This window comes from Phytohabitans sp. LZ39, assembly GCF_059359075.1.
The window spans coordinates 38,481-52,825 of the sequence record NZ_JCADBM010000014.1; the positions used below are offsets into that span (position 1 = coordinate 38,481).

General features: G+C 73.2%; 13 protein-coding genes. 7 read left to right on the plus strand and 6 right to left on the minus strand.

Features of this window, described 5'->3' with window-relative positions; genetic code table 11:
- Positions 1-8 precede the first annotated feature (8 nt).
- The gene (locus AC5L36_RS25445) at positions 9-989 is read right to left on the minus strand and encodes a GlxA family transcriptional regulator (protein WP_441221047.1); all 981 of its coding nucleotides are present in this window, start codon (positions 987-989) and stop codon (positions 9-11) included.
- A gap of 84 nt (positions 990-1,073) precedes the next feature.
- Between AC5L36_RS25445 and AC5L36_RS25450 the strand changes: the two genes are divergently transcribed.
- Positions 1,074-2,384: an MFS transporter gene (locus AC5L36_RS25450; protein WP_441221049.1), complete on the plus strand. Its 1,311-nt coding sequence runs from the start codon at positions 1,074-1,076 to the stop codon at positions 2,382-2,384.
- Here the strand turns inward: AC5L36_RS25450 and AC5L36_RS25455 are convergent.
- Positions 2,381-2,827 (minus strand): iron chaperone, encoded by a 447-nt coding sequence (locus AC5L36_RS25455; RefSeq protein WP_441221051.1) that lies wholly within the window; start codon positions 2,825-2,827, stop codon positions 2,381-2,383. The two genes, AC5L36_RS25450 and AC5L36_RS25455, sit on opposite strands and share 4 nt — an antisense overlap.
- 120 nt (positions 2,828-2,947) lie before the next feature.
- On the opposite strand from AC5L36_RS25455, the gene AC5L36_RS25460 reads away from it, so the two are divergent.
- Genes AC5L36_RS25460 through AC5L36_RS25470 form a run of 3 tightly spaced genes read left to right on the plus strand, consistent with a single transcriptional unit; the run spans position 2,948 to position 4,944 of the window.
- Positions 2,948-4,117: a sulfite oxidase gene (locus tag AC5L36_RS25460; protein ID WP_441221053.1), complete on the plus strand. Its 1,170-nt coding sequence runs from the start codon at positions 2,948-2,950 to the stop codon at positions 4,115-4,117.
- Between the two features lie 15 nt (positions 4,118-4,132).
- Entirely contained in the window at positions 4,133-4,291 is a 159-nt protein-coding gene (locus AC5L36_RS25465) for a hypothetical protein (protein WP_441221055.1), read from the plus strand.
- Positions 4,273-4,944 (plus strand): PrsW family intramembrane metalloprotease, encoded by a 672-nt coding sequence (locus AC5L36_RS25470; RefSeq protein WP_441221057.1) that lies wholly within the window; start codon positions 4,273-4,275, stop codon positions 4,942-4,944. Before AC5L36_RS25465 ends, AC5L36_RS25470 begins: the two co-directional genes overlap by 19 nt.
- Before the next feature lie 12 nt (positions 4,945-4,956).
- On the opposite strand, the gene AC5L36_RS25475 is transcribed toward AC5L36_RS25470, so the two are convergent.
- On the minus strand, positions 4,957-6,207 hold the full coding sequence (locus AC5L36_RS25475; RefSeq protein ID WP_441221059.1) for an MFS transporter: 1,251 nt from the start codon (positions 6,205-6,207) through the stop codon (positions 4,957-4,959).
- Between the two features lie 75 nt (positions 6,208-6,282).
- Here AC5L36_RS25475 and AC5L36_RS25480 point away from each other — a divergent pair, with 75 nt between their 5' ends.
- Positions 6,283-7,323 (plus strand): WD40/YVTN/BNR-like repeat-containing protein, encoded by a 1,041-nt coding sequence (locus AC5L36_RS25480; protein WP_441221061.1) that lies wholly within the window; start codon positions 6,283-6,285, stop codon positions 7,321-7,323.
- Between the two features lie 65 nt (positions 7,324-7,388).
- The gene (locus tag AC5L36_RS25485; RefSeq protein WP_441221063.1) at positions 7,389-8,735 is read left to right on the plus strand and encodes a sulfatase-like hydrolase/transferase; all 1,347 of its coding nucleotides are present in this window, start codon (positions 7,389-7,391) and stop codon (positions 8,733-8,735) included.
- Positions 8,736-9,163: 428 nt separating this feature from the next.
- Here the strand turns inward: AC5L36_RS25485 and AC5L36_RS25490 are convergent, their stop codons facing one another.
- The 3 genes from AC5L36_RS25490 to AC5L36_RS25500 form a co-directional block, all read right to left on the minus strand.
- Complete coding sequence (locus AC5L36_RS25490) at positions 9,164-9,742, minus strand: thioredoxin family protein (RefSeq protein ID WP_441221065.1); 579 nt, start codon at positions 9,740-9,742, stop codon at positions 9,164-9,166.
- Positions 9,743-9,894: 152 nt separating this feature from the next.
- On the minus strand, positions 9,895-10,689 hold the full coding sequence (locus AC5L36_RS25495) for a response regulator (RefSeq protein WP_441221067.1): 795 nt from the start codon (positions 10,687-10,689) through the stop codon (positions 9,895-9,897).
- Between the two features lie 64 nt (positions 10,690-10,753).
- Positions 10,754-11,914: a sensor histidine kinase gene (locus tag AC5L36_RS25500; protein WP_441221069.1), complete on the minus strand. Its 1,161-nt coding sequence runs from the start codon at positions 11,912-11,914 to the stop codon at positions 10,754-10,756.
- Positions 11,915-12,048: 134 nt separating this feature from the next.
- Between AC5L36_RS25500 and AC5L36_RS25505 the strand changes: the two genes are divergently transcribed.
- Complete coding sequence (locus AC5L36_RS25505; RefSeq protein WP_441221071.1) at positions 12,049-14,337, plus strand: MMPL family transporter; 2,289 nt, start codon at positions 12,049-12,051, stop codon at positions 14,335-14,337.
- The last annotated feature ends 8 nt before the right edge of the window (positions 14,338-14,345 follow it).

Sequence of the window (14,345 nt, forward strand, 5' to 3'; positions counted from 1 at the left end):
AGAGTGGATCAAACGTGGCCGCGGAAGGTGCGGCGGTACGCGGTCGGTGGGACGCCGATCGACAGCTGGAACTGCTGGCGCAGCGCGGCCGCCGTGCCAAAGCCGGACTGGCGGGCCACCTGGTCGACGCCGAGGTCGGTGGTCTCCAGCAGCAGCCGGGCGCGGTCGACGCGTTGCTGGAGCAGCCAGCGGGCCGGGCTCGCGCCGGTCTCCTCGCGGAAGCGGCGGGTGAACGTGCGCACGCTCATCCGGGCGTGTGCCGCCATCGCCCGCAGGGTGAGTGGCTCGGCCAGGCGGGCGAGGGCCCACTCGCGGGTCGGCGCGGTGCCGGTGACGCCGATCTCGGGGACGGGGTGCTCGGTGTACTGCGCCTGCCCGCCCTCCCGCCACGGCGGCACCACGCAGCGGCGGGCGGCGTGGTTGGCCACCTCGGTGCCGTGGTCGCGGCGGATGACGTGCAGGCACAGGTCGATGCCCGCGGCCACGCCGGCCGACGTGAGGATCTCGCCGTCGTCGATGAAGAGCACGTCGGGGTCGAGCTTGACCTTCGGGTACAGGGTGCGGAACGTCTCGGCGTGCGCCCAGTGGGTGGCCGCCGGGCGGTCGTCGAGGAGTCCGGCCGCGGCGAGCACGAACGAGCCCGTGCAGATCGACACGATGCGCGCGCCCCGGCCGTGCGCGGCGCGCAGCGCCTCGCCGACCGCCGGGTCGAGGGTGCCGTCGGTCAGTGGCGGGCCGCCGTGGATGCCGGGCACCACGACGGTGTCGGCGGTCTCGGTCAGCTCCAGGCCGTGGTCGGGCAGGACCTGGAACCGGGCGGCGGAGCGGACCGGGCCGCCGGTCGGCGTGCACGTGTCCACCGCATACCGCCGGCGGCCGGCCGCGTCGCGCGCGGCGCCGAGCACCTGGGAGGGTGTGCCGAGGTCGAGACCGACGACGTGGTCGAGGGCGAGGACGGCGACGCGATGGGCGTCCGGTGCGATCGGCATGCACCCGAGTATATGGCCCGATTATTGCGCATGATGGCTCGCGGGCCACTCGTCGTTCGGTACCCCTTGATCGAAACTCGGACCGTGACCCGCCGTCTTCACCCTGCCTGGCTCGTGGCCGTCGTCGCCTTCGTCGCGCTCGTCGGCGCCGCCGGCTTCCGCGCCACACCGTCGGTCATGCTCCACCCGCTGCACGAGGAGTTTCGCTGGCCGCTGGCCACCATCTCCGCGGCCGTCTCCGTCAACCTGATCCTGTACGGCCTCACCGCACCGTTCGCGGCGGCGCTGATGGAGAAGTTCGGCATGCGGCGCGTGGTGACCGGGGCGCTGGTGCTGGTCGCGGCGGGCAGCGGGCTGACCGTGTTCATGAACGCCAGCTGGCAGCTGATCCTCTGCTGGGGCGTCCTGGTCGGCCTGGGCACCGGCTCGATGGCGCTCGCGTTCGTGGCGACGGTCACCGGGCGGTGGTTCGTGAAGCGGCGCGGCCTCGTCACCGGCGTGCTCACCGCCGGCGGCGCGGCCGGCCAGCTGGTCTTCCTGCCGCTCCTGGCCACGGTGGTCGAGTCGAACGGGTGGCGCACCGCGGCGCTGATCGTGGCGGCGGCCGCCCTCGCCGTCGTACCCCTGGTGCTGTGGCGCCTGCGCGACCGGCCGGCCGACCTGGGCGTGACCGCCTACGGCGCCGCCGGGGACGACCCGCCGCCGGCGCCGGCCACCGGCGGTGCGGCCGCGCGGGCCGTGGGCGCGCTGCGCGCGGCGGCCCGGACCCGGGCGTTCTGGCTGCTGGCCGGCGGCTTCGCGATCTGCGGCGCGACCACGAACGGCCTGGTCGGCACGCACTTCATCCCGGCCGCACACGACCACGGCATGACCGAGACGACGGCCGCCAGCCTGCTGGCGCTGGTCGGCCTCTTCGACATCGCCGGCACGATCGCCTCCGGCTGGCTCACCGACCGGATGGACCCCCGGGTGCTGCTCGGCGCGTACTACGCGCTGCGCGGCGGCTCGCTGCTCGTGCTGCCCACCCTCTTCGCCGACTCGGTGGGGCCGAGCATGCTGGTGTTCGTCATCTTCTACGGCCTCGACTGGGTGGCCACGGTGCCGCCGACCGTCGCGCTGTGCCGCGAGTACTTCGGCGCCAGCGGCCCGGTCGTCTTCGGCTGGGTGTTCGCCTCGCACCAGGCCGGCGCGGCGGTCGCGGCCACGGGCGCCGGCCTGGTCCGCGACCAGCTCGGCACCTACGCGCTGGCCTGGTACGTGGCCGGCGGCCTCGCGATCGGCGCGGCCGTGCTCTCGCTGATGCTCCGGCGCGGCGGCACGGTGGTGCCGGTGGTCATCGAGCCGCCCACGCCGAAGGTGGCGGTCGGCTGGCGGCTGCGGCCCGCCGAGGACTAGCCCGCCGCCTTCTTCACCAGCGCGGCGATCCGCTTCTCGTCGGCGGCGGTCAGCTTCGTCAAGGCCCAGGCGGTCGGCCACATGGTGCCCTCGTCGAGCGTGGCGTCCTCGTTGAAGCCGAACGACGCGTACCTCGCCTTGAACTTGGCCGCCGGCGTGAAGAAGCAGATCACCTTGCCGGCCGCGTTGGCGTACGCGGGCATGCCGTACCAGGTCTTGGGGGAGAGGCTCGGCGCGCTCTCCGTGACGATGGCGTGGATGCGTTCGGCCATGACGCGGTCGGAGTCGGGCATCTCGGCGATCTTCGCGAGCACGGCGGCCTCCGCGTCCGCCTTGGATCCGCGCGCCTTCAGCTCCTTGGCGTGCTCCTTCATCGCGTCGCGTTCCTCGGCGCTGAAGCCTTCGTATGTGCCGGTGCTCTTGGCGGCCTTCTTCGCGGGCATGGCGGCTCTCCTTCTGGCGGTCTCTCAGACGATCTTCATGCTACGGAGCCGCCACGCGCCGCGACTTCTTGAAACCTGATCGATTGATTCCTACTAAACCTATAGAGTAACGTCCTCGATATGGACAAGGTGGAGATGTCCCGCCGGAGCCTGGTGCGGCTCTCGGCCGCGGCCGGCATAGGGGTGGCGGCCGGCGCCGCCGTCGGAGGCACGCCCGCCCGGGCCGCCGACCCACCCATCCTCAAGCCGCTGCCGCCGGAGCTGTTCACCGTCTTCGGCACCAACGCGGAGACGAAGTGGGAGGCGCTGCGCGACACCGGCGCGCTCGTACCCGTGGACCGCTTCTTCGTGCGCAACCACACGCGCACGCCGCGGATCGACGCGGCGGCCTGGCGGCTGCGGATCCACGGCAGTGGCCTGCGCCGCGGGCCGGTCGAGCTCACCTACCGCGAGCTGCGTCACCTGCCGTCCGACACGGTCACCGCGGCGATCGAGTGCGCCGGCAACGGGCGCGGCTTCTTCACCAGCCAGCAGGGTCAGACCGTCTCGGGTACCGCCTGGAAGCTCGGCGCGATCGGCGTGGCCCGCTGGACGGGCGTGCGCCTGTCCACTGTGCTCAAACGCGCCGGCCTCTCCCGCACGGCCGTCGACGTGCAGCCGGTCGGCCTCGACCCGGACTTCGTGAGCGGCGGGGTCAACCTCGGTCCGGTGCGCCGCCCGCTCCCGATCGACAAGGCACTGCACGACGTGCTGCTCGCCTACGAGATGAACGGCGAGCCGCTCCCGCCCGACCACGGCTTCCCGGTGCGCGTGGTGGTGCCCGGCTGGATCGGCATCTCGTCGATCAAGTGGCTGGGCCAGCTGGAGGTCTCCGCCGAGCCGCTCCTCTCGCCGTGGAACACGCAGTTCTACCGCCTCTTCGGCCCCACCTACCCAGCCGAGGGTGAGCTGGTCGGGCGGCAGACCGTCAAGAGCGCGTTCGAGCTGCCGTGGGAGGGCACGCTCTCCGCCGGCCGGCAGGTGCTGCGCGGCCGCTCGTGGTCGGGCAACGGGCGCGTCCGCCGGGTCGAGGTGAGCACCGACGGCCGCACCTGGCGCCCGGCCGAGCGCGTGGGGGCGGGCGGCGCGTGGCAGCGGTGGGAGTACCCGTGGCACCCCGCGCCGGGCGCGTACACGCTGCGGGCCCGCGCCACCGACGTCACCGGCGTGACCCAGCCCGACACGGTGCCGCACAACACGCTGGGATACCTGTTCGGTGCGATCGTTCGGCACCCGGTGACCGTGGTGTAGACGTACCGTGATCGAATGAACGAGGCCTACCGGCGGTGGGCGTGGGTCGCGGTGCTGGTGGTGGGCCTGGTGCTCTACCTTGCCGTGCTCCGCACCATGGTCGACACGCGCAACCCGAACTTCGTGCCGACCACCATCCTGCTCGGCGCGACGGTGTGCCGGCGACGTTCCTGACCTTCGCCGCGGGGCGCTCCGGCCGGTGGCAGGTGCCGGCCTGGATCCTGGCCGTCGCGGCGTTCTTCGGCGGCGTGGTCGGCGTGGTCGTGGCCGGGCAGCTCGAGTACGACACGCTGCGCGACCTCGGCGCGCTGCCGATGCTCTTCGTCGCGGTGATCGAGGAGTGCGCGAAGCTGATCGTGCCGGCGGCGCTGCTGTTCGTGCTGTGGCGGCGCCGCCGCGAGCCGAGCGACGGCCTGGTCATCGGCGTGGCCTGCGGGGCGGGCTTCGCCGCGCTGGAGACGATGGGCTACGCGTTCACCGCGCTGCTCGCCTCCCGCGGCGACATCGGCGCGGTCGAGGAGACCCTCTTCGTGCGCGGCCTCCTCGCGCCCGCCGGCCACACCGCCTGGACCGGCCTGACGGCCGGCGCGCTCTACGCCCTCGCCGCCCGCCCGAGCGGCCGCCGCGTCTGGATTTTCCTGGGTACGCTCGCCGGCGCGATCGTCCTGCACACGCTGTGGGACAGCATCGGGGCGATCCTCGGGTACGTGGTGCTCGGCGCGGTCAGCGTCGGCTGGCTGTTGCTACAGATGCGCCACTACCGCACCTTCACCCCGGCGCCCAGCCGGGGTGCGCAAAGGTCCTCACACGCCGTTGGAGCTGCTTGAGCGGACCTTTGATCACGGGGCTTCCACGGCTAGCCGCTCGGGTCTGGCCTGCCGCGCGGGCGTCAGGGTGCCTACCACCGCCACCAGGAGGCAGGCCACGCCCGCCGCGAGGGTCGTGGCCGGCACGCCGTGGTTGGCGGCCGACGCGGTCAGCACCGCCGCGCCGACCGGGCCGAGCGCCGAGTGGATCGTCCAGAACGACGACGTGACCCGCCCCAGCAGGTGATCCGGCGTCACCTCCTGGCGCAGCGACATCGAGCAGATCCCGGCCACACCGATGCCGAAGACGACGGTGGTGGCGAGGGCGGCCACCACCGGGACGCTGCGGGTCATGCCGATGCCGGCGATGGCGACGCCGCAGAGCGCGTACGAGCCGATCCAGCAGGCGCCGAAGCCCCACGTCCGCCGCGCCGGCACCACCACGAACGCCGCGACGATCGTGCCGAACGCGGCCGCGGCGAGCACGTACCCGACGGTGGCGTCCGGCCGGCGCAGCTCGTGCCCCACGTAGTAGACGATGATGTCGGTCAGTCCCAGCGTCAGGAACGTCAGAAACCACAGCAGCATGGTCAGCGCGCGCAGCACCGGATGCCGCCACAGGAACCGCACGCCGACCACCAGGTCGCGCCACGACATGCCGTCCGGCTGGCGCGGCTCGCCGGGCGCCGTGCGCACGCGCAGCCGCACGAAGCAGAGCCCGATCGCCGAGACCGTGAACGTGGCCGCGTCGACCGCGACCGCGACGGTCGGGCTGTACAGGCCGGAGAGGATGCCGGCCACCACCGGACCGCCCACCGCGGCGGCGGCGTAGGTGGCGGAGAGGCGGGCGTTCGCCTCGGTGATCCGCTCGGGGTCGACGAGGTTGGGCAGCGCGGCCACGTAGGTCACCCGGAAGATCATCGCGAACCCGGCGCCGAGCGGCACGATCGCGTAGAGCAGCCAGATCTGCGGGGAGAAGAACCACATGATCGGAATCAGCGCGTACAAAATGGCGCGCGAAATGTCGCAGACGATCAGCAGCGCCCGCCGGTCGATCCGGTCGGCGAGCGCGCCGGCGAATACGCCGGTGAGGATCGTCGCCGCACCGGCGAGGCCAGTGAGCAGACCCATCTGCGACACCGACCCGGTGCCGCGGAGCACCAGGAGCGGAATCGCCACATAGGAGAACGAGTCGCCCGCGACGGACAGCGTCTGCACTACCCAGAACAGCGTGAAGTCGCGATCTCGCCACAGCGACGCGGAGACCATGGCGTATTGGATCATTCACAGCGTGTGTTCGTCAGTATCGATGAGCGTTAACATCCTCACATTGACGTGCGTACGGTATGTTTTGCGTGTATGAGAGCGATCTTCGCCGTGATCCCCGCAATCCTTCTCGCCGTCACCGCCGCACCGGCTGAAGCGGCTGGCCACGGGTACTCCTGGAAGCTCGCCGAGACCGGTTCCACCGCCCGCCTCCGCGGCCTCGACGTGGTCAGCGCCAAGGTCGCCTGGGCCAGCGGTTCGGCCGGCACCGTGCTGCGCACCGTCGACGGTGGACGCACCTGGGCGCAGGTCGGCCCGCCGGACACCGCCGACCTCCAGTTCCGCGACATCGAGGCGTTCGGCGCCGACCGTGCCGTCGCGCTGTCGATCGGCGAGGGGGAGGCGTCCCGCGTGTACGCGACCGGCGACGGCGGCCGCACCTGGACCGAGGCGTTCCGCAACGACGACCCGCGCGCGTTCTACGACTGCATGGCGTTCTTCGACCACCGTCGCGGGCTGGCGCTCTCCGACCCGGTCGACGGGAGGTTCCGGATCGCGTCCACAGTGGATGGTGGGCGCTCGTGGCGGGTGCTGCCCGCCGACCGGATGCCGGACGCCCTGGCGGGCGAGTTCGCGTTCGCGGCCAGCGGCACCTGCCTGGTGACCTCCGGGCCGTTCGCCTTCTTCGCGACTGGGGGAGGCGCGACCGCGCGGGTCTTCGCCTCACCGGACGGCGGGCGGAGATGGAAGGCCGCCGATTCGCCGGTCCCCAGTGGAGCGTCGGCGGGCATCTACTCGCTCGCCTTCCGCGACCCGTGGCACGGCATCGCGGTGGGCGGCGACTTCGCGGCACCCACCGCCGCCCCCGACGGCGCCGCGACCAGCCGCGACGGCGGGCGCACGTGGCAGGTCGCGCGGACCGTGCCGGGGGAGTACCGCTCCGGCGCCGCCTGGGTGCCGTGGAGGTGGAACACCGCGCTCGCGGTCGGCCCCACCGGCAGCGACGTCTCGCGGGACGGCGGCCGTACGTGGACCCGCTTCGACACCGGCAGCTTCGACGCGGTCGACTGCGCGCCCGACGGCACCTGCTGGGCGTCGGGCGAGCAGGGACGGCTGGCCCGGCTCCGTAAGTGATTTCTCACAGCGCTTGTCCGGCGCGTTGAGAGGGCACCCTTTCGTACCAATGATGGTATTTAGGGGTGAATTCGTTTTCGTGGCGCGCTCGCGGCGGCGCGGCCCTGGCCGTGCTGCTCGCGGGCGTCGCGGGGTTTGTGTTCATCCGGCCGGGGGCCGCGGCGGCGCCGCCGCGGCCGAACATCCTGCTGCTGGTCCTCGACGACGCGCGCACCGGGTCGACCGAGGTGATGTCCAAGATGGAGGGTTGGCTGCGGCGCGACGGGACGTACTTCCCGAACACCGTCGCCACCACCCCCAGCTGCTGCCCGAGCCGCGCGTCGCTGCTGAGCGGCCGCCACACGCACAACCACGGGGTCAACCAGCAGGACGCGATCGGCCGCTACGACCACCGCCGCACGATCCAGCACGACCTCAAGGCCGCCGGCTACGGGACCGCCGCGGTGGGCAAGCTCTTCAACCGGTGGCCGCTGGAAGAACGGCCGCCGGGCTTCGACCACTGGGCGCTCACCCACGGGGGGTACGACGGCGCGTGGTTCTCGATCGAGGGGAAGAGCCGGCGGGTGGGCTACTCGACCACGTTCATCGGCGAGCAGGTCAACCGGTACCTGGACGGCTTCGAGTCGGACGACGCGCGGCCGTGGTTCGTGTACGCGGGCTTCACCGCGCCGCACTCCCCCTACACGCCGGAGGACCGGTACGCGAAGCGCTCGTTTCCGTGGGACGGCAACCCGGCGGTGCGCGAGACGGACCGGCGCGACAAGCCGTCGTGGGTGCGGAAGTATTCGGTGGGGTTCGAAGAGGGCCGTGCCACGCGGACGGCGCAGCTGCGCACGTTGCTGTCGGTGGACGATGCCGTGGAGTCGGTGCGGCAGCACCTGGCCGCCCGCGGGGAGCTGGAAAACACGCTGGTGGTGCTTCTCTCGGACAACGGCAAGGCGTGGGGCGAGCACGGGCTGCCCGGCAAGTTCACGCCGTACCTGGAGTCGGTCAACGTGCCCGTCTACCTGTGGTGGCCCGGGCACGTGCGGGCCGGCGCCGCCGACCCCCGGATGGCCGCCCTCGTCGACGTGACGCCGACGCTGCTGGCCGCCGCCGGCCTGCGCCCGAGCTACGAGGTGGACGGCCGGTCGCTGCTCGGCCCGTCGCGGCGGGAGCGGATCCTGATGGAGTACTGGCGCGACCCGGCGAACGGGAGCTTCCCGACCTGGGCGTCGCTCTTCGCGTGGGGCCGCTACCAGTATACGGAGTACTACGACGCGGACGGCCGCCGGACCGAACGCGAGTACTACGACCTGACCACCGACCCCTGGCAGCTGACGAACCGCCTGGCCGGCGGCGAGGAGCCCCCGGCCGGATTGGCGGAGGCCCTGGCCGGTCAACGCCGGTGCGCCGGCTCAGGCTGCGCCTGACCCGCCACCGGATTTGGCGGAGTTGATCAGGGGTGGGTGGGCGAAAGATTTGAGCTGCCCCTGGGGTGGGGCTTTATCCCAATGTCTCTTCCGGATGGCGGCTGCGGGGTCTCGTCGCCGCGAGTAACCGCTCTGGCGGTGTGAGTGGTGCGAGATTCGAGATCTAGGAGAGTTAGGGTGCCATTTCAACCCAAAGTCTCCTAGATCTCGACGTTTCCGACCCCCACTGGTGACGCGGCGTGAGGGCGGCGGAAGGTAGGGGTCTTTGGAGCTTGTCTCGCGAGCCCCGGCAGTGGACGGCCGGTGATCTCGGCTCGGCCCGCGAGCCGCCGGCCGGGCGGTGCACGGTCCGGAGCTGACGCGAAGGCGGGGAAATCTGCCTCGACGTAGGGGGCACGACGGGCGGCGGCCGCTACTCCGCAAGCCTTCTACAGGAAGCTGACCGGCGGCGGCTCATTGCCGGGGCGCCACTTGATGCCGCAGCCGAGGCTCGGCACGTGCGGCTCCGGCACGGCCTCGCCACGCAGCGCGGTGTCCGCGGCGGCGCGCAGCAGGTCGCCGGTGACCGGCAGGTCGTTCTTCGGCCGCGCCTCGTCGAACGCGCCCCGGTAGACAAGCCGCCGCTGCGCGTCGTACAGGAAGAAGTCCGGCGTGCACGCGGCGGCGTAGGCCTTGGCCACCTCCTGCGAGCTGTCCACCAGGTAGGGGAAGGTGAACCCGGCCCGCTCCACCTGCGCGGCCAGCCCCGGCACGTCGTCGTCCGGGTAGTTGTCGACGTCGTTGCTGCATATGGCGACGGTGGCGAGCCCCTTGCCCGCATACTCGGCGGCGAACGCGCCGAGCGCCGACTCGATGTGCCGCACGTAGGGGCAGTGGTTGCTGAGGAAGACGACGAGCAACGCCGGCGCGGACACGTCGGTGAGCTTCACCTCCGGCCCGGCGACCGAAGGCAGAGCGAAGTCCGGCGCGGGCGTGCCCAACGGCACGAGAAACGACGAAACGGCCATGGGGGAGAGGGTAGTCCGCGCCGCGCGAATCCGGCCGGGTGGCCTTTGCCACCTCCGCGAGTGGAGGGCGTGGGGCTGGGTGGCCTTGGGGTGTCCGGGTGTGGGGCGTGGGGCTGGGCGGCTTTGGGGTGTCCGGGTGTGGCGGCCTGCCGTCAGGCGCCGGGCCGGATGAGGCCGGTCTCGTAGGCCAGGATGACCGCCTGGACGCGGTCGCGCAGGTCGAGCTTGGCCAGGATGCGCTTCACGTGGGTCTTGACCGTCGACTCCTCGACGATCAGCGACTTTGCGATCTCCGCATTGGACAGCCCGCGCGCGACAAGCTCCAGCACATCGCGCTCGCGCGGCGTCAGCTCCCGCAGCCGGCGGCCCGCGCTCGGGTCGGGCTGCGGCTGGCGAGCCATGCGGTCGATCACCGTGCGGGTGACCGACGGCGAGAGCAGCGACTCACCGCCCGCGATCGTGTGGATCGCCTCGATGAGCTGCTCCGGCCGGGTGCGCTTGAGCAGAAACCCCGAAGCACCCGCACTCAGCGCACCGAACACGTAGTCGTCGTCCTCGAACGTCGTCAACATCAGGATTCGGGTCTCCGGCGCCGCCGCGATCAGCTCGCGGGTGGCCGCGATGCCGTCGAGGCGAGGCATGCGCACGTCCATAAGCACGACGTCGGGCGAGAGGCGCCGGACGCTGTCGACCGCGGCCCGCCCATCGGCCGCCTCACCGACGACGTCGATGGACTCGTCGCTGGACAGGACCGCCCGCAGCCCCGCACGCATGAGATCGTCGTCGTCCACGACCAGCACCCGGATCACGCCGCCGCCCCGATCGGTGCCGCTCCCGGCCCGCCGCGCGCCCGCGCGGCGGCGGCGGCGGTCGGACGCGCTGAAGCGGTCAGCCGTGCCGGTCGTGGTGGTGAAGCCGGCAGGGTGGGCCGCGCTGCTGGTGGCCATGAAGCCGGTCGGGTCGGCCGTGTTGCTGGTGGTGGTGGGGTCGGCCGTGGGGTCTGGTGGTCGGTCATGCTGGCTGGCCGTGGGGTAGGTGCGCGTGCAGGCGGAAGATGCCGCGCTCGGCCGCCGCGTCGAGGGTGCCGCCGAGCAGGGTGGCGCGTTCGCGCATGCCGACGATGCCGTGGCCGCCGCCGGTCGACGCCGCGGCCGCGGTCGGGTTGGTGACCGTGATGTCGACAGCGTCCGCCGCGAACCGCACCGCCACGTCCGCGGTGCCCCGCCCGTGCCGTGCCGCGTTGGTCAGCGCCTCTTGCAGGATCCGGTAGGCCGCCCAGGCCACGCCGTGCGGCAGCGCCCGGCCCGGCGGCGGGATCTCGGCGGCGATGGCCAGGCCGCCGGCCCGGTGGCGCTCGACGAGCTCGGCCAGCGCGGTGGGGTCGGCGGGCGCGGGTGGGACCGGGCCGTCGTCGCGGAGGGCCCGGACCAGGCGGTCGATCTCGCCGATCGTGCCGCGGGCGACGTCCTCGATCGCGGAGATCGCCTGCCGCGAGCCGTCGGGGTCGCGGCCGTGCAGCAGGCGGGCGGCGCCGGCCTGGACGAGGATCACGTTGATCGCGTGACCGGCGGAGTCGTGCAGCTCGCGGGCGATGCGGGTGCGCTCCTCGGCCACCGCCAGCCGCCGCTCGCGCTCGGCCTCCCGCCCGGCGCGGCGGGCCTGCTCCTCCAGCTCGGCCATCCGCTCGCGGCGCATCCGCGCACGGTCGCCGGCGAGGTAGAGCGTGGCGGCGACTAGGGCGAGCCCCAGCAGCTCGGGCACGAGGATCGCGCCGACGTCCTCCCCGCGCAGCAGGTAGGCGAACCCCAGCAGCGGCGCGAACGCGAGCGCCACCTGAAGCGCCAGCCGGCGGCGCCACGGCCGCGGATCACCGCCGTAGGCCGAGCCGAGCGTGTAGATCGCGATGCCGGGGCCGAGCGGCAGGTCGAACGGGTATCCGAACCGGTACAGCAAGCCGCTCGCCGCGAACGTCATCAGGCACACCGCCATCGGCGCCCGCCGGCGGACCGCGAGCGGCAGGGCGGTCGCCGCGGCCAGCAGGACGCCCGGGCCGTCGAGGTGACGCACCCCGGCATCGGGCGTGCCCAGCCCGTCTGACGCCAGGACGCCCACCGACAGGACCAGCGCGAGCACGGCGAGACCCGCGTCGAGGGCGTCGCTGCGGCGGATCACGTTTCGAGCCTAGGCCAGGGGGACGCCACTCCGGATCGCCCCGTGGAGGCACGTTGCGTACCCCCTCGGGGGGACAGGTGGTTCGCCCCGCGGCGCGACGCGGTGGAGCGCCCGCCGTTCCTAACGTGTCCCGCATGCCCGTTTCCGCGCCGTCCCGCGCCACCGCCACGCGCACATCCCGGCTGGCCCGCCTCGCCGGCTGGTCCCAGGAGCACCGGTGGTGGGCGCTCGCCCTGTGGGTGCTCGCCCTCGCCGCGGTGACGGTCGGTTCACAGGCGGTCGGCAGCGCGTACCACAACGACTTCTCCCTGCCCGGCACGGAGTCGCAGCGCGCGGTCGACACGCTGCGCGAGCGCGCGCCGGTCCGGGCCGGCGACACGGTCCAGATCGTGGTGCAGGACGCTGGCGGCGTGACCGCGCCGGCCGCGCGCGAGCGGGTCGAGGCCATGCTCGGCCGGGTGCGCGCGTTGCCGCACGTCGCCGACGTCCAGAGCCCTTATGGCGGGCCGGGTGCGGTCTCGGCGGACGGCACGATCGCGTACGCCACGGTCACCCTCGACCGCCAGGCGCAGGACGTGCCGACCGACGACGTCCGCGCGATCATCGACACGGCTCAGGCAGCCGAGGGCAGCGGCCTGCGCGTCGAGCTGGGCGGCGACGCGGTGCGCGGGGCCGAGGAGAGCGAGGGCGGCGCCGCCGAGGGCATCGGTCTACTCGCCGCGCTGGTGATCCTGGTGCTGCTGTTCGGCTCGCTGCTGGCGGCCAGCCTGCCGATCGTCATCGCGGTGTTCGCGGTGGGCAGCTCGATCGGGCTCGTCGTGCTCGCCTCGCACCTGGCCACCATCGCCGACTTCACCCCGCCGCTGATGATCCTGGTCGGGCTCGGCGTCGGCATCGACTACGCCCTGCTCGTCTTCTCCCGATACCGCGCCGAGCTGATCGCCGGTCTAGGGCGGTCTGGGCCGGGACCGTCAGGCGAGGCGGGCGCCGGCCGTGCCGAGCTGGTCGCCGGTCTGGGGCAGCCTGGGTCGGGACCGTCGGGCGGCGGAGGTGTGGACGGGGCCGGTCCCGGACGCGGCACCGGCGGAGGCGCGGACCGGGCCGAGGCCGCGCGTATCGCGCTCGACACGGCCGGCCGGACGGTCTTCTTCGCCGGTTGCACGGTGATCATCGCGCTGATGGGGCTCGTCGCGCTCGGGCTCGGCTCGCTCCAAGGTGTGGCCGTCGCGGTCGCGGTGACGGTGTTCGTCACCATGGTCGCGTCGCTGACGCTCCTGCCGGCGCTGCTCGCCGTCTTCGGCCGCCGCATCGAGCGTGGTGTCCGGCGCCGCGCCGGTCGGGCCCGCCGTCCGGAGGGAGACCGCTGGCGGCGCTGGGCGGCCTGGGTGCAGCGTCGCCCGTGGAGCGCGGCGCTCGTGTCGGTGGCCGCGCTGCTCGCCATCACGGCGCCGGCGTTCGGCATCCGTCTCGGCTTCGCCGACGCCGGCAACGACGCGCCGTCCACGACCAGCCGTCAGGCGTACGACCTGCTGGCCCAGGGCTTCGGTCCGGGCTTCAACGGCCCGCTGATCGTGGTCGTCGAGGGCGACCCGGCCGCCGCGGCGCCCGCCGCCCGCGCCCTCGACGAGGTGCCCGGCGTGGCCACGACCGTGGCGCCTCCGCCCTCCGGCGACGTCGCGACGCTCATCGTCTTTCCGGCGTCCAAGCCGCAGGACGCGCAGACCCACGACCTGGTGCAGCGGCTGCGCGAAGACGTGCTGCCGCCGCTGTCCCGGGAGACCGGCGCGACGTTCCTGGTCGGCGGCAGCGTGGCGGCGACCGAAGACTTCGCCGACGCGGTCGCCGGCCGGCTCCCGCTCTTCGTGGCCGTGGTGGTCGGGCTGTCGGCGCTGCTGCTGATGGCCGTGTTCCGCTCGCTGTTGATCCCGGTGAAGGCCGCGGTGCTCAACCTGCTCAGCGTCGGCGCCTCGATGGGCGTGATCACGCTGGTCTTCCAGCACGGCCTGTTCGGCGTCCAGCCCGGCCCGATCGAGGCATACGTGCCCGTCATGGTCTTCGCGATCGTGTTCGGCCTCTCGATGGACTACGAGGTCTTCCTGCTCTCCCGCATGCACGAGGAGTGGGAGCACCGCCGCGACGCACCCGCGGCCGTCCGCGAAGGCCTGGCCACGACCGGCCGGGTGGTCACCGCGGCGGCGGCCATCATGGTGGTGGTGTTCGGCGCGTTCCTGCTGAGCCCGGACCGGATGCTCCAGCAGTTCGGCCTGGGGCTGGCGGTGGCGGTCCTCCTCGACGCGGTCGTCATCCGCTGCCTCGTGCTGCCGGCGGTGATGCAGCTGCTCGGCGCCCGCGCGTGGTGGCTCCCGCGCCCGGTCGCCCGCATCCTGCCGAGGCTGGCCCTAGAGCGCCCAACGCCCGACTGACCCGCGCG

Coding starts and splice junctions, on each gene's coding strand:
- AC5L36_RS25445 (WP_441221047.1), bottom strand. CDS start 989: ATGCCGATCGCACCGGACGCCCATCGCGTCGCCGTCCTCGCCCTCGAC.
- AC5L36_RS25455 (WP_441221051.1), bottom strand. CDS start 2,827: ATGCCCGCGAAGAAGGCCGCCAAGAGCACCGGCACATACGAAGGCTTC.
- AC5L36_RS25460 (WP_441221053.1), top strand. CDS start 2,948: ATGGACAAGGTGGAGATGTCCCGCCGGAGCCTGGTGCGGCTCTCGGCC.
- AC5L36_RS25465 (WP_441221055.1), top strand. CDS start 4,133: ATGAACGAGGCCTACCGGCGGTGGGCGTGGGTCGCGGTGCTGGTGGTG.
- AC5L36_RS25475 (WP_441221059.1), bottom strand. CDS start 6,207: ATGATCCAATACGCCATGGTCTCCGCGTCGCTGTGGCGAGATCGCGAC.
- AC5L36_RS25480 (WP_441221061.1), top strand. CDS start 6,283: ATGAGAGCGATCTTCGCCGTGATCCCCGCAATCCTTCTCGCCGTCACC.
- AC5L36_RS25490 (WP_441221065.1), bottom strand. CDS start 9,742: ATGGCCGTTTCGTCGTTTCTCGTGCCGTTGGGCACGCCCGCGCCGGAC.
- AC5L36_RS25495 (WP_441221067.1), bottom strand. CDS start 10,689: ATGGCCACCAGCAGCGCGGCCCACCCTGCCGGCTTCACCACCACGACC.
- AC5L36_RS25505 (WP_441221071.1), top strand. CDS start 12,049: ATGCCCGTTTCCGCGCCGTCCCGCGCCACCGCCACGCGCACATCCCGG.